General features: G+C 61.8%; 20 protein-coding genes. 11 read left to right on the top strand and 9 right to left on the bottom strand.

Features of this window, described 5'->3' with window-relative positions; all coding sequences use genetic code 11:
• Window positions 1-26 precede the first annotated feature (26 nt).
• From FFI94_RS27255 to FFI94_RS27245, 3 genes are all read right to left on the bottom strand, one after another.
• Window positions 27-1640, bottom strand: coding sequence for an ABC-F family ATP-binding cassette domain-containing protein (locus FFI94_RS27255; protein ID WP_138870563.1), 1614 nt, complete (start codon window positions 1638-1640; stop codon window positions 27-29).
• Entirely contained in the window at window positions 1633-3291 is a 1659-nt protein-coding gene (gene abc-f, locus FFI94_RS27250; protein ID WP_138870562.1) for a ribosomal protection-like ABC-F family protein, read from the bottom strand. Before abc-f ends, FFI94_RS27255 begins: the two co-directional genes overlap by 8 nt.
• Window positions 3292-3603: 312 nt before the next feature.
• Window positions 3604-4236 carry a TetR/AcrR family transcriptional regulator gene (locus tag FFI94_RS27245; RefSeq protein WP_138870561.1) on the bottom strand — a complete coding sequence of 211 codons (633 nt, stop codon included), beginning with the start codon at window positions 4234-4236 and terminating at the stop codon, window positions 3604-3606.
• A gap of 145 nt (window positions 4237-4381) precedes the next feature.
• Here FFI94_RS27245 and FFI94_RS27240 point away from each other — a divergent pair, with 145 nt between their 5' ends.
• Window positions 4382-5125, top strand: coding sequence for an SDR family oxidoreductase (locus FFI94_RS27240; protein WP_138870560.1), 744 nt, complete (start codon window positions 4382-4384; stop codon window positions 5123-5125).
• Window positions 5126-5136: 11 nt separating this feature from the next.
• On the opposite strand, the gene FFI94_RS27235 is transcribed toward FFI94_RS27240, so the two are convergent.
• From FFI94_RS27235 to FFI94_RS27215, 5 genes are all read right to left on the bottom strand, one after another.
• The gene (locus tag FFI94_RS27235) at window positions 5137-6000 is read right to left on the bottom strand and encodes a biotin-dependent carboxyltransferase family protein (protein WP_138870559.1); all 864 of its coding nucleotides are present in this window, start codon (window positions 5998-6000) and stop codon (window positions 5137-5139) included.
• Window positions 5997-6635 carry an allophanate hydrolase subunit 1 gene (locus FFI94_RS27230; RefSeq protein WP_138870558.1) on the bottom strand — a complete coding sequence of 213 codons (639 nt, stop codon included), beginning with the start codon at window positions 6633-6635 and terminating at the stop codon, window positions 5997-5999. Before FFI94_RS27230 ends, FFI94_RS27235 begins: the two co-directional genes overlap by 4 nt.
• Window positions 6632-7387, bottom strand: a complete 756-nt coding sequence (locus FFI94_RS27225) for a LamB/YcsF family protein (protein ID WP_138870557.1) — start codon at window positions 7385-7387, stop codon at window positions 6632-6634. The genes FFI94_RS27230 and FFI94_RS27225 overlap by 4 nt, the downstream gene beginning before the upstream one ends.
• Window positions 7384-8178 (bottom strand): putative hydro-lyase, encoded by a 795-nt coding sequence (locus FFI94_RS27220; RefSeq protein ID WP_138870556.1) that lies wholly within the window; start codon window positions 8176-8178, stop codon window positions 7384-7386. The genes FFI94_RS27225 and FFI94_RS27220 overlap by 4 nt, the downstream gene beginning before the upstream one ends.
• Before the next feature lie 70 nt (window positions 8179-8248).
• Window positions 8249-9514 (bottom strand): MFS transporter, encoded by a 1266-nt coding sequence (locus tag FFI94_RS27215; protein ID WP_138870555.1) that lies wholly within the window; start codon window positions 9512-9514, stop codon window positions 8249-8251.
• Window positions 9515-9684: 170 nt separating this feature from the next.
• Between FFI94_RS27215 and FFI94_RS27210 the strand changes: the two genes are divergently transcribed.
• Entirely contained in the window at window positions 9685-10416 is a 732-nt protein-coding gene (locus FFI94_RS27210) for a GntR family transcriptional regulator (RefSeq protein WP_138870554.1), read from the top strand.
• Window positions 10417-10422: 6 nt separating this feature from the next.
• Here the strand turns inward: FFI94_RS27210 and FFI94_RS27205 are convergent, their stop codons facing one another.
• On the bottom strand, window positions 10423-11799 hold the full coding sequence (locus FFI94_RS27205) for an NAD-dependent succinate-semialdehyde dehydrogenase (RefSeq protein WP_138870553.1): 1377 nt from the start codon (window positions 11797-11799) through the stop codon (window positions 10423-10425).
• 224 nt (window positions 11800-12023) lie between these two features.
• Between FFI94_RS27205 and FFI94_RS27200 the strand changes: the two genes are divergently transcribed.
• The 9 genes from FFI94_RS27200 to FFI94_RS27165 all read left to right on the top strand — a co-directional run bounded on the left by FFI94_RS27200 (window position 12024) and on the right by FFI94_RS27165 (window position 20131).
• Entirely contained in the window at window positions 12024-12614 is a 591-nt protein-coding gene (locus FFI94_RS27200; protein ID WP_138870552.1) for a DUF4178 domain-containing protein, read from the top strand.
• Entirely contained in the window at window positions 12611-13111 is a 501-nt protein-coding gene (locus FFI94_RS27195; protein ID WP_138870551.1) for a DUF2617 family protein, read from the top strand. Before FFI94_RS27200 ends, FFI94_RS27195 begins: the two co-directional genes overlap by 4 nt.
• 35 nt (window positions 13112-13146) lie before the next feature.
• Window positions 13147-13512: a DUF4247 domain-containing protein gene (locus FFI94_RS27190; protein WP_397495585.1), complete on the top strand. Its 366-nt coding sequence runs from the start codon at window positions 13147-13149 to the stop codon at window positions 13510-13512.
• A 40-nt stretch (window positions 13513-13552) separates the two neighbouring features.
• The gene (locus FFI94_RS27185) at window positions 13553-14023 is read left to right on the top strand and encodes a DUF350 domain-containing protein (RefSeq protein ID WP_138870550.1); all 471 of its coding nucleotides are present in this window, start codon (window positions 13553-13555) and stop codon (window positions 14021-14023) included.
• Window positions 14023-15576 carry a polyamine aminopropyltransferase gene (locus FFI94_RS27180; RefSeq protein WP_138870549.1) on the top strand — a complete coding sequence of 518 codons (1554 nt, stop codon included), beginning with the start codon at window positions 14023-14025 and terminating at the stop codon, window positions 15574-15576. The genes FFI94_RS27185 and FFI94_RS27180 overlap by 1 nt, the downstream gene beginning before the upstream one ends.
• Window positions 15577-15618: 42 nt before the next feature.
• Window positions 15619-16260: a GAP family protein gene (locus tag FFI94_RS27175; protein WP_260684371.1), complete on the top strand. Its 642-nt coding sequence runs from the start codon at window positions 15619-15621 to the stop codon at window positions 16258-16260.
• A gap of 44 nt (window positions 16261-16304) precedes the next feature.
• Window positions 16305-16970: a hypothetical protein gene (locus FFI94_RS34395; RefSeq protein WP_260684370.1), complete on the top strand. Its 666-nt coding sequence runs from the start codon at window positions 16305-16307 to the stop codon at window positions 16968-16970.
• A 30-nt stretch (window positions 16971-17000) separates the two neighbouring features.
• The gene (locus tag FFI94_RS34390; protein ID WP_260684368.1) at window positions 17001-18149 is read left to right on the top strand and encodes an SEC-C domain-containing protein; all 1149 of its coding nucleotides are present in this window, start codon (window positions 17001-17003) and stop codon (window positions 18147-18149) included.
• 62 nt (window positions 18150-18211) lie between these two features.
• Window positions 18212-20131, top strand: coding sequence for an SEC-C domain-containing protein (locus tag FFI94_RS27165; protein ID WP_260684366.1), 1920 nt, complete (start codon window positions 18212-18214; stop codon window positions 20129-20131).
• Window positions 20132-20152 lie beyond the last annotated feature (21 nt).

The raw sequence follows: 20152 nt of genomic DNA, 5'->3' as shown, positions 1-20152 counted from the left end.
GTCCGACAACAACTGGCCCGAGTGCCCTACTGCGATTCCAGGCCCTGCATTCGGACCTCCTTGCCGTGCCAGCGGGATCGTAGCCACCGGTCGTGGCTGGCCAGAACGACGGCTCCGGAGCCGGTCCCCAAAGCCTCCTCCAACTCATCGCACAAACTCGGAGACAGGTGATTGGTCGGCTCGTCCAGAAGCAGCAACTCCGGAGGGCGCGCCACCAACAGAGCCAGCGCCAGTCGTCGACGCTGACCGACGGACAACTCACCCACCATCGCGTCCTGATCTCGAACCGACAACAGACCAAGGGAATTCAGAGGTACCGACTCGGCAAGTTCCGCGCCGAGCGCCAGATCGTAGATTTCTCGGGCAGTGCGGTCGGGTCGATCGAACGTGGTGTCCTGAGCCAACAGGCCAATCGTCAGGTCAGGTTTTCGGGTCAGGGTGCCGGTGTGGTCCAGTGCACCCGCGAGTACCGCTAGCAATGTGGATTTCCCGGCGCCGTTGGCTCCGGTGACGAGTAGACGATCGGTGGGGGTGATATCGAGACTGCCCATCGTCATTCGGCCCGGAACTCGAACCGCCCGCAATGACAGTAGGAATTCGCTCTGCGGTGACGTGACGAACGGGCGGGGATTGAACCGAAGAGCTTGCGGGGGTTCGGCAATCCGGTCTCGTTCGAGCTTTTCCAGCCTGCGGGTAGCGCTCCGAACGCGGCGAGCGATCTGGTTCTGCACTCGCCCTCCGGCGTGACCGTATCCCATCTTTTCGTTGTCGCGTTTCACGTGATTCGGCGCAACCTCGTATGCGCTCACTCCGGCCGCGTGGCGCAACGCATCCGCATCCTTCTGTTCTTCGTCGAAACGCCGTTGCCAGCGTTCCCGTTCAGCCCGTTTCTGCAGCAGGTAGGTGGTGTAGTTACCGCCGTATCGGGTAGGACCGTCCATCGCCGGATCGAGGTCGATGAGATCCGTGCAGACGGCGTCGAGGAACGCCCGGTCATGGCTGGCCACGAGGACGACCCCGGGCAAGCTGCACAAATGTTCGGCGAGAAACTTTGCCGCGTCGTCGTCGAGGTGGTTGGTCGGCTCGTCGAGCAACAACGCCGACGGCCGCCGAACCATCAACGCCGCCAACGCCAGCCGGCTACGTTGTCCACCCGACAACGACGCAAGGCTGCGGTGGTGTGGTGTGTTCGCGAGCCCGAGACCGGCGAGAATCATCTCGGCGCGACGGTCCGCGTCCCAGACCTCGTGCCGCTGCGCCCGTGCGAGGCATTCCGCGTAGGCATCGAGCACGGGCGGATCTTCGGGCGCGCGGCTGAGTTCCTGTGCAAGTCTGTCGATTTCGGCGACTATCGCGCGCGCATGGTGAAGGGCGGCGTCGAGCACGTCGGCAATAGTCGTGTCGTTGCCGTACACCATTTCCTGCTGTAGGAACCCGAGGTCGGCCGGCCGCTCCACACTGCCTGCGTCGGGTTCGTCCGCGCCGGCGAGCACTCTCAGCAGGGTCGACTTTCCGACACCGTTCTCGCCGATGAGACCGATCCGATCACCAGGTGCTGCAGTGAGGAAGATGCCGTCGAGCACTCGCCGCGCGCCGAGTGTGCGGACGAGACCTTGTGCAATCAAAGCTGTTTCAGGCATGCGCACCACCGGGAGTGAGGGCGGCCGGTGCGGCGACTTCGCGTAAGCGTCCGTCCGACAACCGCAACCAGCGCTCGACCTTCACCTCGGACAGGAACCGTTCGTCATGGCTGACCACCACGAAGGCGCCCTGATAGGCATTGAGTGCGCTTTCCAGTTGCGCGACACTGACCAGGTCGAGATTGTTGGTCGGTTCGTCCAGCAACAACAATTGAGGTGCTGGCTCGGTGAACAGTACGCACGCGAGAGTCGCCCGCAGTCGCTCGCCGCCGGAGAGTGACCCGACCGGAAGGTGCACGCGCGATCCTCGAAAGAGGAAGCGTGCCAACAGGTTCATCCGCTGTGGTGCCGGCATGTCCGGCGCGAAGACAGCCAAGTTCTCCGCGACGGTGAGGTTCAGATCGAGTAGATCGAGTCGCTGCGACACATACGCGACGCGGCCCTCTGCTCGGGTGATCTCGCCGCCGCTCGGAGTCAGTTCGCCCCGGATGATCTTCAGCAACGTCGATTTGCCCGCACCGTTCGGACCGGTCACCGCGATTCGCTCAGGTCCGCGTATCGCCAAGTCTGCGCCGCCGTCGGCGAAGACCTCCCGCTCGCCGAAACGGAATTGAATCCGGTCGCCGGAGAACACCGTACGGCCGGAAGGAACGTTGGTGTCAGGTAATTCCACTGCGATTCGTTGTTCATCGCGCAACGCGCGCCCGGCGGCGTCGAGTCGGGCTTTTGCAGACTCGACCCGGGCCGAATGTGTCTCGTTCGCCTTACCGGCAGACTCCTGGGCATTACGTTTCATCGTCCCGGCAAAGATCTTCGGCAGCCCGGCGTTGCCCAGATTGCGTGCTGCGTTGCTTGCACGGCGGGCGGCACGTTCACGCGCCTGCTGTAATTCCCGTTTCTCCCGCTTGACGTCCTGCTCGGCATTGCGGATGTTCTTCTCGGCAACCTCCCGCGCGGCATCCACGGAACTTTCGTATTCGGTAAAATTTCCACCGTAGAAACGGATCTCACCGCCGTCGAGTTCCGCGATGCGGTCCATGCGGTCCAGCAGGACACGATCGTGGCTGACCAGTAGCAGGCACCCGTTCCACTCGTCGAGGACGTCGTATAGCTTGTGCCGTGCGTCGAGATCGAGGTTGTTCGTCGGCTCGTCGAGTAACAGCACGTCGGGGCGGCGCAGCAGTTGCGCAGCGAGACCGAGTGAGACGACCTGGCCGCCGCTGAGCGTGGCCAGTCTGCGGTCGAACGGCAACTCCCCCAAACCGAGACGGTCCAGTTGGGCACGGGTTCGTTCCTCGATGTCCCAGTCGGAGCCGATGGTGGTGAAGTGCTCTTCGGCGGCATCCCCCGACTCGACCGAGTCCAATGCCGCCAGTACCGGTGCAATCCCCAAAACCTCGGCAACAGTCAGGTTTCCGGTCAGCGGCAAGCTCTGCGGGAGGTACCCGAGCGTGCCGTCGACGGACACACGGCCACCGCCTAGAGGCAGCTCACCGGCGATCAACCGGAGAAGGGTGCTCTTTCCGGCGCCGTTCGGAGCTACCAGCCCGGTCCGGCCACCGGGCACGCTGAAGGACAGGTCTTCGAAAACCTGTGTGTCGTCCGGCCAGGCGAACGACAGTTGTGAACAGACGATATATGCATCGGACATGATGAGACCTCGGGTGTCGCGCGGGCACGTCAAAGCTGCTCCGCGAAAAGAAATGATGTGGTGAACGACGACATGGCCACGGCGGCGGCGCTCGCTTAGCGCCTACCGGTGGCCGTCAAAACCGGGTCTTACCCGGAGATGTCGAGTTCACCAACCATGTCTGATCTTCCTTACTCCGATTGCTCAGAACCGACCATAACATCTGAATTTGTCACGGCACCGACGTGTTCACAGCGCCGTAAAGCGGATCGCCGTGTCAGTTTCGGAAGTGACATGTGGCGAAAGTGTGCGGACCGCGAGTTGCAGCCGGCCCTATTGTTTCCCGTTGAGCCTGCCCAGCACTTCGTACACCTGAGGTGGTGACAGCGGGACGACCGGGAGCGGATGTCGGGCGGCCTCGACACGTAATCCGTCGAGTAGAAATGCGACGCTGCGGCGCCAGACGTCCGGGGCGACATCCGAGCCGGCTCGCGCGAGCTGGGTAAGGGCGCCGAAAGTGAGGGCGAAGTCCTCTCCGGTGAAATCCGGACGAAGCATTCCGGCAAGCTGAGCCCGTTCCATGATCGCGGTAGCGGATCCGTGTGCCCGGTCGCACAGGGCCATCAGGCGCTCGGCGCCGGGGTAGCGCCCGCTCAGTACATCGGCGAGCATGGGATCGGTGGCCTGCATCTCGCTGATCTTCTCGACGTAGTAGACGAACCCCGCCCACGCATCTTCGCAGGCCAGGGCATGCGCGGCGACCTCGTCGAATCGGTCGGCGGCGAGGTCGACCACAACGTCGTCGATGAGGGCTTCGCGGCTGCCGAAGAGGTTGTAGAGGGTGCCGTGGCTGACGCCGGCCCGGCCGGCGATCTCCTTCAGTGGTACCTGAAGACCGCGCTCGTGAAAGAGCTCGGCTGCGGCTGCTCGCAGCTTGCTTGCGTTTCGTTCCGCGTCGGCCCGCATCCTGTTGTTCCTCCTGGTCCCGGCTCGTTACCTACATGCTCGCATCATTTCGAACCGATTAAGTTGACCATGGGTTCAAATTAGATGCTACTGTGAAAACAAGTTGACCCATTGGTCAACTTAAGCTGATAGCAAGGAGACTTACATGTCGAAAGTGATCGCCGTCTTCGGCGCCGGTACCGGTCTTGGCATCTCGATGGCTCGCCGTTTCGGCCGCGAAGGCTTCCGCGTCGCCCTGATAGCCCGGAGACAGGAAAGGCTGGACGCACTCGTCAGCCAACTCGCCGACGACGGCATCGAGGCTGCGGCTTTTCCGGCGGATCTGACCGAGCCATCTCAGGTCCCCGCAGTCGTGGACGCCATTCGGGCCAGGTTCGGCAGGATCGATGTAGTCGGGTACGGCCCGGTCCCCGCTGGCCTCGGGTTCACCCCGGCCACCGAACTGGACGCGACCGCTCTGCAAGCGCTGATTCCACTGTTCTTGCTCACCCCGGTAGAGATAGTCCAAGCAGTGTTGCCGGAAATGGTCGAACGTGGCGACGGCGCTTTCCTGTTGACGCAGGGCTTTTCCGCTGTAGTGCCGAGTCCGAACTTCAGTGGACCCGGACCTGTCATGGCCGCCGCCCGCAATTACCTGTACTCACTCAACGCCGAACTGGCCGATACCGGCGTCTACGCCGGGACTCTGGCGATCGCAGCGGGAATCGCCCGCAGCGAGAATGCCCCCGTCGTACCGGACGCGGCGGACAATGCCACGGCCTTCGACGGTATCGAATTTCCGATTGTCGACCCGGATGACATCGCCGAACGCTACTGGGACATGTACACCCGGCGCGACTGCGTCGAGCAGGTCTACCCGGAATTGACTGGTAATGCCTTGTCCGACTGAGTTAATTACCTTCAGATACCGGTGAACCTGATCTGCTGACCCGGACGGGCTTGGCCTAGTCGGTCGATATCCGCGTCGGTCACCACGCCGACCACGGGATATCCGCCGGTGATGGGGTGATCTGCCAGGAAAATGACGGGCTGGCCGCTGGGCGGAACCTGGATGGAACCGAGTGCAACGCCTTCTGTGGGCAACTCGAGTCCGTCGGCCCGCTGCAGGAGTGCGTCATCGCCGACGCGATCGAGTCTGGCTCCGATGCGATCGGAGTCTGTCGAGACCGCCCATCGCCCCTGCATCAAGGTTTCCGGATTGGAGAATCGATCCGCGCGCGGCCCGAAGATCACCTTGATGTCGAGTGTTCCGTTCGAAACCGCCGGAACAGGCGCCACGTCCACGAGCGGAAAAACAACGGGAGTTGGCCCGATCGGTAGTACGTCGTTGGGCTTGAGTGGTGCCGGCCCGATCCCGGAAAGTGTGTCGGTACTGCGTGATCCGAGAATTTCGGGTACTGCGATTCCGCCCCGGATGCTCAGGTACGTCCGTAGTCCGCTGGGTGCGTAATCCAAGCGGACCACCTGGCCGGGCCCCGCGACGACGACGCTCGAATGCCCCACAGGAATGCCGTCGAGGTACGCCTGCGCGGGGGCTCCGGTGAATGCGAGGGTGATCTGCTGATGCGCGCGAAGACTCAGACCACCCATCAGAATTTCCACTCCGGCAGCATCTTCGGAGTTACCGACCAGTCGATTGCCGAGCCGCAATGACCGCCTGTCAGCAGCGCCGGACACGCCGACGCCGGAGCGTAGATGACCGGTCCGGCCGAGGTCCTGGATCAAGCTCAGCGGACCGGTTTCGAGTATCTCCAGACCGGTCACAGTTTGTCCTCGTTCACGAATCGCACGCGCCGGCCCGGCTGGACTGCGGCCGGGGGTGTGGCATCCAAATCCCACATCACGGCGTCGGTACTGCCGATGATCTGCCATCCGCCCGGGGAGGCTCGCGGGTACACCGCGCTGTATCCGCCGGCCAGGGCAACGGCGCCGGCGGGAACGGCAGTCCGCGATTGTGTTCGGCGCGGGACGTCGAGGCGAGCATCTCCTGAGGTCAGATAGGCAAAGCCAGGCGCGAACCCGATGAAGGCGCATCGCCATACGGCCGAGGTGTGAGCTGAAATGACCTCGGCGCGGCTCATTTTCAGGATCCTTGCCACGTCGTCGAGGTCGGGACCGTCGTAGCGGACATTGATGGTGAACGGTGGTTCGTCGCCGCGCTCGTCCGGGATTGCCGCGGACATGGTGCGCGTCAACTCGTTCAGGTGATGAAGCACATGTGCCACATTTGCTGTCGGCAGGCAGGTCACGAGAACCGTGCGTGCGGCAGGCAGGAAATCCTCCACTCCGGCCGGAGTGTTGTGTGTGAGCGCATGGGTGAACGCAAGAACATCGGCTTCGGTGTCGAGGTCCACCAGAAGCGCGTGTTCACCGGCCGGGAGGATTGTCGGGTGACTCATGCGAACGACTCCACCCGAATGCGGGAGTTGATCAGCCCAGCCTTGATGGAAGTGGCCATGGCAACTGCGCCGGGCGAATCACCGTGAACACAAATACTTTTCACCGACATCGGGATGGTGATCCCGTCGGACGTGAGTACTGTTCCGCTACTGGCCAAGTCGATCGCCTGTGCCGTCGCGGCGTTCGGATCGGAGATGACCGCACCGGATTCACTTCGCGGGGTCAGTGTCCCGAACCGCGTGTACGTGCGATCAGCGAATCCTTCGGCAACAAAGTCGACGCCGTGTGCCTCGGCAGCTTTCTGCAGCTGAGACTGTGGTGGTCCCAGCAGCGCAAGGCGATTCGAGAATTCGGTCATGGCGATCACGATAGCGTCGGCGAGTTCGGGGCTCTTCGATGCGGAGTGATAGAGCGCGCCGTGGGGCTTGACGTAGGTGACGGAAGACCCCGCGGTGTGGGCAAATCCTGCCAGTGCGCCGATCTGGTAGAGGGTTTCGTCCTTCAGATCGCCTGGCGTGATGTCGATGTGCCGTCGCCCGAACCCGACCAGATCGCGAAAACCGATGTGCGCTCCGATGGATACCGAATGTTCGACCGCCATCTCGCAGGTTCGCCGCATGGTCGCTGCGTCGCCGGCATGGAATCCGCACGCGATATTGGCGCTCGTCACGATGTCGAGGAGCGCAGCGTCATCGCCCATGCGCCAATCCCCGAAGCCTTCTCCGAGATCGCAATTGAGGTCGATATTCATGCCAGATCCAGGGTGTAATCGCTGTCCGGGGCGTCTGTCACCAGCATATGCCCGGGAGCGTGGGTGATGGCGAACGGGAGTTTCGACGCCATGACCGCAGCTTGCGGAGTGACACCGCACGCCCAGAACATCGGTACGTCGCCGGGCGCAAGCTCCACGGCATCGCCGAAGTCGGGGCGGCTCAAGTCGGCGATGCCGAGTTCGGCCGGATCGCCGATGTGGATCGGTGCACCGTGAACCGCGGGCATGCGGGCGGTGATGGAACGGGCACTTTCGACCTGATCGGCGGGGACGGGACGCATCGACACCACTGTCGGCCCGCTGACCCGTCCGGCAGGCCGGCACTCACGATTCGTGATGTACATCGGGACGTTTCGATTCTGCTCGACGTGGCGAAGCGGAATCCCGGCAGCCATCAGAGGATGTTCGAAGGTGAAGCTGCAGCCGATGTGGAATGCCACCAGATCGTCGCGCCAGTACTGCGTCGCATCCGGAATCTCGTCGCTAAGTTTGCCGTCGACCCAGACGCGGTAGAGCGGAAAATCGGTCCTGATGTCCGCGCCAGGCGCGAGAATCGTCGTGAATTCTCCGGCATCGGTGACGTCGAGTACCGGGCAGGGCTTGGGGTTCCGCTGGGTGAAGAGCAGAACGTCGTATGCCCAGTCCTTGGGAACGGCAATGAGATTGGTCTGCGCGAAGCCCGGTGCGATTCCGGACGTGGGGAACACGGCTCCGGCTCGAAATCCTGCCCGAGCCGAGCGTGGATCCGGGTTGGTGCGATTCTCGATCATGGTGAAGTCCAATCCTCTTTCCTGCAAACGCCGATCAGTTCGACAACGCCGATCAGTTCGTCGACACCGATCAGTTGAGTTGGCGTCCCAGGGTTTCGGGTAGTCCGAAGAGTGCCAGGACAGCGATGCCGTAGCCGATGGCGCCGAAGATCATGGCACCGCCGATGCCCAGGCTGCTGGCTGCGAGGAACCCGACGATGGCGGGGAACACGGCACCGACTGCGCGACCGAAGTTGTACGTGAATCCCTGTCCCGTACCGCGGTGCGCGGTCGGGTAGAGCTCCGAGAGGAACGAACCGAATCCGCTGAAGATCGCCGACGTGCAGAAGCCCAGGGGGAATCCGAGAATCATGATGAGGGTGTTGGCCCCGTCGGGAACCTGGGTGTAAAGCACCATGAAGATGGCAGACAAGGTGGCGAACAACTGCATGGTTCGCTTACGGCCGAGCTTGTCGGTGAGGATTCCGCCGCTGACGTATCCGAGGAATGCGCCGCTGATGAGGATCGCGAGATAGCCGCCGGTGCCCACGACGTCGAGGCCGCGTGAGTTCTTCAGGTAAGTCGGAAGCCACGACGCGAGTGTGTAGTAACCGCCCTGGACGCCGGTGGCGAGCAGTGAGGCAAAGACGGTGGTCTTGAGCATCGGGCCACGGAAGATGGCGAGGAAGGAACCCCGGTCGGATTTCTTCTCACGCTTCTCGGTGATTTCTTCCGGGTCCTTGAGGTTGCGACGTACCCAGATGATGAGGAACGCGGGGATCACTCCGGTCCAGAACAGAACGCGCCACGCGATGTCGGGATCGAAGAGCTGGAAGACGATTGTGTAGATGATGACCGACAAGCCCCAGCCCACCGCCCAGGCGCTCTGAACGAAGGCGACTGCTCGGCCGCGGTACTCGGGCTTTGCGTATTCGGCTACCAGAATTGCGCCGGCAGCCCATTCACCGCCGAAGCCCAGACCCTGGAACGCGCGGAAGATGAGCAGCGTCTCGAAGTTGGGTGCAAAACCGCACAGGACCGTGAAGATCGTGTAGGTCGCGACCGTTACCTGCAAGGTGCGGACGCGTCCGATGCGGTCCACCAGGATGCCGGCGAGGACACCGCCGAGCGCGGAGACCACCAGCGTGACAGTGGTCAGCAGACCGGCCTGTCCCGTCGTGATCGAGAAGTACGCGGCAATCGCGGCCAACCCGAGAGGGAGCACCTGGAAGTCGTACGAGTCGAGGCCGTAGCCGCCGAAAGCGCCGACGAATGCCTTCTTGCCCTTCGGTCCAAGCGTGCGGAACCAGTCGAACGGGCGCGGAGGGGCACCTTCGGTTTGAATCGGAACGGTCATCGGTACCTCGCGTGAAGATGGAATGTCAGGACCCTTAACGTACAAAATCGTTCAACGATCCTGCAATACCATGAAGGGATAATTAATCTGACGGAAACTTTTGGGGGCAGTCGCAAGCGGTCCGGACGCCCCGCTCTCACTATGATGAGGGCAGCGACAAACGACTAGGAGTGCACTTGACCAGCCTGAATCCTCCGAAAGAGGATGCACACGCCGCGTTGGCCGCCCATCGAGGGCTTCTCGAGCGCACCAGCCGGACGGCTCGGGTCGCCGGGATTCTGCGCGAGCTGATCATCGACGGAAGCTTCCGTCCCGGCGCACGACTGTCCGAGCCCGACATCTGCGCAGCACTGGACGTCTCCCGAAACACCGTGCGCGAGGCGTTCCAGATCCTGATCGAAGACCGGTTGGTTTCACACGAACTCAACCGTGGCGTATTTGTGCGAGTCCCGTCTGCTGAGGACATCGCCGAGTTGTACATCTGCCGTCGGGTAGTCGAGTCGGCGGGAGTGCGAGACTTCGATCCGGAAACAGGCAATCTCGATGACGTCTCCGCCGCCCTCGATCTCGCCGAAGAACGTCTGGCCGCCGACGACTGGACCGGCGTCGGAACAGCCGACATTCATTTCCATCGCGCGATCGCGGGTTTGAGCAACAGCAGCAGGATCGACGAACTGATGGGCGGTGTGTGGAACGAACTGCGTCTGGTCTTTCACGTCATGGACGACGCACACCGATTCCACTCGCCGTACCTCGCTCGCAATCACGAGATACACAGTGCGTTGAAAGCCGGCGACAATGCGACGGCGGTCGAATTGCTGCAGCGGTATCTCTACGACGCGCGCGATCATATTCTGGCCGACTATCCGGCCGCCGTCGAAAGGTTGTCTGGTCGAACGTAAGCGAACTTATTTCTTGGACACGCGGATCAACTTCTTGTTGGCGAATTCGTCCATACCCCAAGGACCGAGCTCACGTCCGACTCCCGAGCGCTTGACTCCGCCGAAGGGAAGACCGGGCAGCGTTGTGCCGTGTTCGTTGACAAAGGCCATTCCGACGTCGAGATCTGCGGCGACTGCACGCGCAGCATCCAGGTCGCTACTCCAGACGGATCCGCTCAGCCCGTAGACCGACGAATTGGCAAGGTCGACGGCGTCATTCGCTGACTTGACCTTGTACACCACCCCGGCCGGCCCGAAGAGTTCCTCGCTGTAGGCGCGCATGTCCGGGGTGACATCGGTGAGCAATGTCGGTTGAACGTAGGCGCCGGGGCGGTCGATCTTCGCGCCGCCCGTCAGGAGGGTTGCTCCCTTGTCGACGGCGTCTTGGATCTGCTCGAGCAATGTATCTGCCGCGCTCTGGGACGAGAGCGGCCCGAGAACCGTATCCGCTTCCAACGGATCACCGGCCGTGACAGATTGGAACGACGCGGTCAGTTTCTGCGTGAAATCGTCGTAGAAGTCCTCGACCACGATGAATCGTTTGGCCGCGTTGCACGCCTGACCGGCGTTGGACAAGCGAGCCTTGGCTGCGGCCTTGACGGTGGCGTCCATGTCGTCGGAGTCGAGGACGATGAACACGTCCGAGCCGCCGAGTTCGAGTACCACCTTCTTGAGGTTGCGCCCCGCAGTTTCCGCGACGCTGGTTCCGGCGCGTTCGCTTCCGGTCAACGAGACACCTTGCACGCGGGGGTCTGCGATCATGTCGGCAATCTGCTCGTTGGTCGCAAAAACGTTCACGTACGCATCCTCCGGCAGGCCGGCCTGCTGCAGGATCTCTTCCATCAGCAGCGCAGATTGAGGACAGTTGGACGCGTGCTTGAGGATGACAGTGTTTCCGAGCATGAGATTGGGCGCCGCAAACCGTGCGACCTGGTAGTAGGGATAGTTCCACGGCATCACGCCGACGAGCGCGCCGATCGGACGTCGGTACACCACCGATTCTTCGGCGCCGGGAACGTCGAGTCGTTCTTCAGCGAGCAATGACGGTCCGTGATCGGCGTACCACTGGTAGATCGCGGCGGACAGTTGTACCTCGCCCTTGGCTTCGCGAACGGGTTTTCCCATTTCCAGGGCGATCATGCGCGCCAGTTCGTCGGCGCGTTCGTTGTACAGTTCGGCGGTTCTGGTCAGTATCTGTGCCCGTTGTGTCGGCGCACTCTTTCTCCAGTTCAGATAGCCGTTGTGAACCTTCTCCAGTGCGGCTTCCACTCCGGCGTCATCCAAAGTATCGAATTCCCTGACGGTTTCACCTGTCGCGGGATTGACTGTTTTGTAATTGGCCATAGTTGTTCAACGCGCGAGGACGCTCGAGGATTCCGAGATATCCATATCGAAAGTGAATCCGTTCAACGGGTTTCAGGGCAATGTCGACCGGGTATACACGGCCTTTTGTCCGAAATGGCATCGAACGGGATCGGGCGCAGCGACGTACGGGCGCTCGGGCGAGTAGCGATCGGTAGGGTATTGCCCCGGCGCCCTTGCCGAGCCCGACGATTACGGAGTGACCGTTGACGAACGTGCTGATAGTTGTACTGATACTTGTTGTGATCGCGGCAGTGGCCTTCGTGGTTCTGCGCGGCCGTAAGAGCGCTCCGGTGGGGCGTGTAGACCCGCTTGCGGACTATCCGGAGGTATACGACCCCCACAAGATCGGTGTCGGAGACATCATCACCTACGCGGGGATCGACCACGTGGTTCGCGGGACCATCATCCTCGACGAGGAAGGGTACATCTGGCGCGAGCACCTTCTCGACGGTTCGACCGGCCGCCGCTGGCTGACCGTCGAAGATGACGAGGGTGAACTCGAGATGACGCTGTGGATGCGGCGCGAGGGCACCAACCTCGAACCGAATGGCGACGTCATTCTCGACGACAAGGTGCACCGCAGGATCGAAAGTGGAACCGCACGGTTCACTGCCGAGGGCACCACAGGCACCGCACCGTCGGGTGTGATGGACTACGCCGACTATGCAACTGCCGACAAGACCGGGCTCATTGCATTCGAGAAGTGGGCTCGCGGCCAGTCGTGGGAGGTTTCCACCGGTCGCGCAGTCACCCGTGCAGAGTTGACCGTCATACATTCCGGCCCGCCGCAGTGAGTGTTCATCTCCTCGACGTGGAGCCCACTGATGTGGATGCGTCTGCGCTCGGCCTTGTGGTGGACGCACCGGCGCCACCGGCCTTGGCCCAGCTTGTTATCGAAACAGATGACGGTGCTTTGACTTTGGGGGTGCTGGGGGCATCGCACGTAGTCACCGCGCGCTCGGGTGGTGAAACATTGACCGAGCAGGTGTCCTGCGATGCGGTCGCAGCTGGTGGCGATCCACTGCCGGGTGCTGAAGTTCTCGGACCGTATCGTTTCGAATCTTCCACGCAGACTCTCGACCGAACAGAGTTCGTTGCCGAGGCCTCCCGCTTGAAAGTGCAGGCAGCGGCCGATGGTTGGATTTGCGGTTCGTTTCCCGGCGACGACACCGCTGTCACGGTGTTGTTCGGCAGCAGCCTGGGGCATGGATGGGCTTGGCAGAGTTGGCATTTGTACCCAGGGGAGGGGACTGGAGTGATTGTGAAGACCAGAAGTAGGTGGCATCCGTGATCGGTAGGAAATGGGTTGTTCCCGTCATGATCGCCATGGCATGTGTGCTGTCCTCGTGCGGCAACGCGGTCAAGGACTTCATTGCGGACAATTATTCCAAGAGTTCGCAAACCGGCGACGTCGCTGTGTATTCGTCGAAAGATCCTGTCGGTACGACGGTGTCGCGGATCGTCGATGCGGAAGAACCTGCGGCCCGCAGTGCCGACGGCGGCAATGAGTACCTGCGTTACGACGACGATATCGTGACCGTCAGCGCGGCCGCCGGGGGAAGCACCATCAGGGTCGAAGACATCAACGGCACATACCGCAGTGGCGGATATGCCTATTTGGGACCGGGATTCAATCCCGGATCACCGGCCGGTGGCGGCAGCGGCAGCGGTGGATCGGGCAGCGCCAAATGACCATATCGAGTGACAATCGGACTGAACTCAGGAGAACTTCTTGAACGCCAACCTTGCTTCTGAAACTGTGGAAATCGGCACTGTTGACCCAGCTCTGCTGGTCGGTGGTGTTCTGGGGACGCTGGCGTACTTCGTAGTCGGAGTTGCTGTTCTGGCCACCGGATTTCTGGTTCTCGATCTCATGACGCCGGGCAATCTCCGCCACCAGGTGTACGTCGACAAGAATCCGAATGCGGCAATTCTTCTGGGCGCCAACCATCTTGCGCTTGCCATCATCGTCGTGACCGCCATTCTCACCAGTTCCGACGGATTTGCCCAGGGGCTTGCGGATTCAGCTGTGTACGGTCTGTTCGCAATTGTTCTTCAGGCCATTGCACTGCGACTGATGAACGCGTTTCTGCCGGGTAAGTTGGTTGCGCTGGTGCAGGATCCGAAGATGTGCGGTGCGGCCTGGGCGGTGGGCGTGACCCTGCTGTCCATCGGCTTGGTGAACGCCGCTGCTCTCACCTGATGATTGTCACCGATTCACGGACTGTGCTCACTGCCCGGGCGCGGGTGCTGCTCCTCGCCGCCGTCGCTGCCTGTGCTGCCTGCGGACTGATCTACGAGTTGGCACTGCTCACTCTGTCCGTCAGTCTCACTGGCGGCGGAATCACGCAGACGTCACTGATCGTGGCCGGATTTGTTGCGGCGCTCGGCATCGGGGCCCTTGCCGCCAAACCGTTGTTGGGGCACGCGGCTATTTCCTTTGTGACAGTGGAGATTCTGCTCGGCATCATCGGTGGATTCAGCGCGGTCACGCTCTACGTCACCTTCACGTTCTTTGGTTCCAGCGGGGCAGTTCTTGTTGCTGCCACGGCACTGATCGGCATTCTCGTGGGTGCGGAAGTGCCACTGCTGATGACGTTGCTGCAATCCGGACGCACCGACAACGACGCACAAAGTGCCGGAAAAGTGCTCGCCAATCTGAATGCAGCGGACTACTTGGGTGCGCTGATCGGCGGGTTGCTCTGGCCGTTTGTCTTGTTGCCGTGGGTCGGGATGATCCGGGGCGCAGCAATTACCGGAATGATCAACCGCGTCGCCGCGGCTGTGGTTGCCTTGATTCTGCTGCGGTGGCAGCTCAGCCTGCGCGCCCGACTGATTGCTGTTGCGGCAATGCTGTTGGCCGCGAGCCTGATCGGATGGTTGTTGATCGCCGCCTCCGACATCGAAATCACGGCCCGTCAGCGTCTGTATACGGACCCCGTGGTTGCGGCATCGCGATCGCAGTATCAAGAAATTGTTGTCACGGAACGTAAGAACGACGTCCGGCTCTTCCTCGACGGAGATCTCCAATTCTCGAGTGTCGACGAACATCGCTACACGGAGTCCCTGGTGTATCCGGCGCTCACGAACAACCCACAACGGGTGTTGATCTTGGGTGGGGGAGACGGACTTGCAGCACGGGAAGTGTTGCGGATGCACAGCGTTGCGGAAATTGTGCAGGTGGAGCTCGATCCTGCCGTTATCGAACTGGCGAACACTCGACTGCGATCGTTGAACGGCGGCGCACTCGAAGACTCACGAGTGCACGTTGTCCTCGACGACGCATTTCGGTGGTTGCGTGAGACGCATCAACCCGGCTTCGACTCCGTGATCGTCGATCTCCCCGATCCTGACACCCCGGCATTGGGCAGGCTCTATTCGATGGAGTTCTACGGTCTGGCCGCGGCCGTACTCAATCCGGGCGGATTGATGGTCGTCCAGTCCGGCAGTCCGTATTCGACGCCCGATGCCTACTGGCGAACAGTGTCGACAGTGTCCGCCGTCGGTCTCGGGGTCTCCCCGTACCACGTGTTTGTTCCCAGTTTTGGTGACTGGGGATACGTACTCGCCCAAGTGGGCGGAGCGCCACCGGAATTGCGTTTGCCTGACGGCGCTCCGGAATTGCGCTTTCTCGACGAACCCACATTGGCGTCGGCTTCCGTCTTCCCGCGGGACCGTCCACGCCGCGACATGGAACCGTCGACGCTCGACCAGCCTCGGATAGTAGATGATATGCGCAAGGGCTATGAGCGCTAACTAACCGAGAGGACCCACGTGCTGCATGCGCTAGGTCAATCATTGCCCGTTGCAGTCGGCTTGGCGGTTGTGTCCGTGCCGATGGCAGTTGTGGTTCTCATGCTGGTCACTGCGGGTGCTCGACGCTCGGTTGCGGCATTCATTCTCGGCTGGGTTGTGGGCATCGGAACCGTGGTGGCGCTGACTATCGCTTTCGTCGACACGGCTGTGCCCGAAACAGAGACCACACGATGGGCAAGTATCGTTCGGATAGTGCTGGGGTTAGTCCTCTTCGCTCTCGCATTCAGGCAATGGCGATCGCGACCGCGAGACGGCGAAGAACCGACGCAACCGAAGTGGATGACGAGTGTCGGCTCGCTCAGCCCGCTGAAATCCCTGGGAATCGCGTTGCTCTCAGCGGCCAATCCCAAGAATGCTGCCCTTGCCGTCGCGGGAGGCGCGGCCATTGCCGCCGGAACCTACGTCGTGGCAGAGCAAGCCATCGCCGCCGTTGTGTTCACGATTGTTGCGAGCATCGCCGTAGCTGCACCGGTTGTGGTCAACCTTGTATTCGGCGAGCGCGCCGCGTCGATGCTGGACTCGGCAAAGTCGTGGATGGCTGCCAACAACGCCGTCATGATGACGGTGATCTTGGCTCTGCTCGGCGCGATGGTTCTGGGTGAAGGGGTCAGCGGCCTCGGCTAGTCGGGGCAGGCGGGCGAGCCTCCGCGCTCGCCTACTATTGGGTGGTGAACGAAGTCGACGACAATGCCCTCGCTACTGCTGCGATGACCGCTCTGCGTGAGCGCGGTCCGCTCGGTCTCGAAGAATGGGCGCAGTGCGTCAGTGAGTTCGGCTCTCCGTCAGACATCGCGGAAGTGCTCGAGTACCTTGATGATCCGATTATCGGGTACCTTCCCGGCGGTCAGTACGTCGCTCTCGACGGACTGCTCGAAGGGTTGGTGTTCACACACCGACTCAGCGATGTCGAGATCGCGTCGGAGGTGCTCGAGGCGACGCCCGACCTCGAACCGGTGCTGCGTTTCGCGTCGAGCATCGGCGGCGAAGCTCGAGTTTTCGAAGCGGAGTTCGAACAAGACTTGTTGCGAGAGCGTGGGATTGATGCTGTTCTCAGTCGCCGTGTTGTTGTCTTGCCCCGCGGGGCATTGGCAAACTTTACGGCTGGGGATCTGGTCGCGGTTGCCGTCGAAGACGGTGAGCTGACGGTGTGGCAGGCGGATGTCGAGGACGAGCCGGATCTGGCGCAGGCACTCGAGAAGATGGTCGCCGAAAACGGTGTGGAAGCGCTCGAAGCAGTGGGCTGGCAACTCGCTGTCGACGACTCGTCGTTGTTCACTGTTCCCAGCACTCCGTTCGGTGAGATGTTCGCGGCGGCAGGATACGAGGATCAGTGAGAACTCCTTGCGCGCAATGGATTCGACTTTGTGGCCTATGCCGCCCAAATTCGCACCGCGGAGATTGCGTCGACGTACGATCTCGCGCACGACGAAGCTGTGGCCGTTGTAGCTTTTGTCGACCTGGCTGAGCGGGGATACGTCGACGCCGAGATCGAGAATCTGGACCTTCGTGACTGGGCTCGTCGACATGTCGGTGTCGTTCCTGATGCGTTTGCTGCCCTTGCAGATGCGGGTGCTGCCGTGGCGGCGTTCGATCTGGGGTTCCGGAAGCAGGACCCCACCGCGGACATGATCCTCGAAGCGCTCGGCGGGGAACTGGCCGAACGCGGTCCGAAGGTTGTCAAGCCTGCTGCACATTGGTTGGCAGGTAAGGCGGCTGATCGTCTCGGACGCGTTCTCGACGCAGAAGTGCATTACGAGAAGGCGCTGGAATGGGAAGCTGATTGGGGTCCGGCACTTTTCGAGCTCGCACAGTTTGCCGCCGACAGGAGTGACGCGACCCGAGCACTGTCCTTGTTGGGCAGAATCGAAGGCGGATCCGAGGAAACCCTGTACGAAGTGCTGCAGGAGTACATTCCAGTGGAGCATCCCGAGCTGGGTCGTAACGACAAGTGCTGGTGCGGATCCGGCCGGAAGTACAAGGTGTGTCACCTGGGGAAGGTTGACGAGTCGGTTCGAGAAGACGGCCGCTGGCTCTACAAGAAGGCGTGCATGTTCGCGTTTTCCTCCGAATTTGCCGACATGGTTGTCGAGTTCGATGATCTTGTCGCTGCCGGCGCGGCTGACGATGATCGAAGTATTTTCGACGGTCCGGCCTTGGATATCGCGCTGTTCGAGGGTGGGATCTTCGCGCAGTTCATTGCCCGCCGCGGAACATTACTCACCGAACATGAGGTGGGTACGGCACTTCGATGGCTCGATGTCGAGCGGTCCGTGTTCGAAGTCGATGAGATCAACACGCTGCTGGATCGCCGATCCGGCGACACCGTGACCGTCAGCGGTGCTGCCGGTCTCGAGCCCGGCGATTTGGTGTGTGCCCGCGTTTTGCCTGCAGGTTCGAGTGCCCAGGTTGTCGGCAGCGTCATCGTGTCCTCCGAATTGCAGGCCGCCAATGTGCTCCAGGTTCTCGGGCGGGATCATCAAGATGTCGCCGAGCTGATCAGAGTGCTGAGCTGAGGGCGTCGGCGCTGGTCGATGCGGAATACTCGTGCCGGGGCCTACCCGATAAAGTTGGATAGGTGACCGAACCTATGGACCCCAATGACTTGATCGCCGAAGCTGCGATGGAGTTGTTGCGCGAACATGGCCCCCAGACCGCTGCTGACTGGGGAAAGTTGCTGGCTGATGCCGGCCATGGAACACCCGACGATATGACGGAGTTCGTCGAGTACGTCGAGGATCCGCTGCTCGGCTATCTGACCGGGGCCCGTTATGCCGCGCTCGACACACTGTTCGAGCACCGCATACTCACGCATCGCCTGACCGACGCCGAGATCAGCTCGGGCGTTCTCGACGCGAACCCCGACCTCATGGTCTTGCGTGTTTTCCTCGACAGCTTCGACGACGCCGAGGATCGGGAGATTCGCGTCGTACACCGTGGGCTCGACGACGCGGCCCTGGCCGAACGCGGAATCGACGACCCGACGTTCCCGGCTGACGAAGGTTTTCTGCTTGCCCCCGACGCATTGTCGGAATGCTCGGCAGGCGATCTGATCGGGCTGTTTGTCGCCGATCGTGAGCTGACACTCTGTACCGTCGCAGAGGTAGTCGATCCGACGCCTGGATTTGCGGACGTGCTCGCGAGCATCCTCACCGATACCGGCGCTGAAACGCTCGACGCGATTGTGTGGCAGCTGATGCTCGAGGAGCCGACACTGTTCCGGCAGCCCGCGGCTCCGCTGGGGGAACTGCTCGAATCCGCCGGCTACGTACGCGACGGCGATTACGTCGCAATCGAAGGTTTCGATTTCGAGGCGTTCCACTTGGCGAACCGCGCGCGGATGCTCGAGATTCGCGACAACCTGCACCCCGACGAGGCAGCTGCGGTGATCGCACTGGTCGATCTGGTGTCGGCCGCGCATCTCGAATTCCCGGAAGACACGTCGGCAATCGGTGATTGGGCGCGTCAGCAGATCACGGAGAACCCGCAGATCTATGTGGCGGTTGCCGAACCGCCTGCAGCTGCGGCGGCACTCGAATTGTTGTCCGAACTCGACGACCACGACGAGGTCTTGCACGCCGTGGCCACGGCGCTGGCCGACAAGGGACCTCGTCGGGTCAAGCCCGCCGCGTACTGGCTGGCAGGTAAGGCGGCAGATCGTCTCGGCAAGGTCATTGTGGCCGAGGCCTACTACGAGAGCGCGCTCGATCGCGATCCCGATTGGGTACCGGCGATTTTCGAGCTTGCTCTGCTTGCGGCGGATCGGAGCGACGCAACGCGGGCGCTTGCATTGCTCGGCCGGATCGAAGGCGGAGAGTCGGAGATTCTGCACGACGTACTCGCGCGCTATGCGCCGGCGGAACATCCTGAACTTGGCCGTAACGACAAGTGCTGGTGTGGATCTGGGCGCAAGTACAAGGTCTGCCATCTGGGTAAGTCGGAAATCACCTTCGACGACCGGGCAAATTGGCTGTACGTCAAGGCGCAATTGTTCTCACGCAGCCCCGAGTATTTCGATGTTGTCTTCGACCTTGCCGAGATTCGCGCCCAGCATTGGGATGACGACGACGCATTGACCCGGGCACTCGAAGGCGGATTGGCCGTCGACACAGCACTTTTCGACAGCAACATCTTCGGAGTGTTTGTCGAGCGGCGTGGTGAACTGCTGCCTGCCGACGAATTGGAACTGGCGCAGCAATGGTTGCAGGTGCCGCAATCGGTGTACGAGGTTACCGCGACGGTGCCCGGTACATCACTGACATTGAGCGACGTCCGAAGTGGCGTGGCGCACGACGTCGCCGACGAATGGGGAAGTCTGAACCTCGAAGCTGGTTCGTTGGTCTGCGCGCGAGTGTTGTCCGCGGGCAGCGCGATGCGGACCTTCGGCGGAATCGAGCCGATCACAGCCGCAGACAAGGACGGGCTGATTGCCTTGCTCGATTCACCGGAGACAGAGCCCTGGCAGTTGGTCGAGTTCTTGAGTGCTCGGTTCGCCTAGGCTGCGCCTGTGAGCCTTTCC

It is taken from the genome of Rhodococcus sp. KBS0724 (assembly GCF_005938745.2).
Classification (GTDB): Bacteria; Actinomycetota; Actinomycetes; order Mycobacteriales; family Mycobacteriaceae; genus Rhodococcus_F.
The sequence above is the reverse complement of the archived record's forward strand: the minus strand, read 5'-3'. Positions and strand labels throughout refer to the sequence as shown.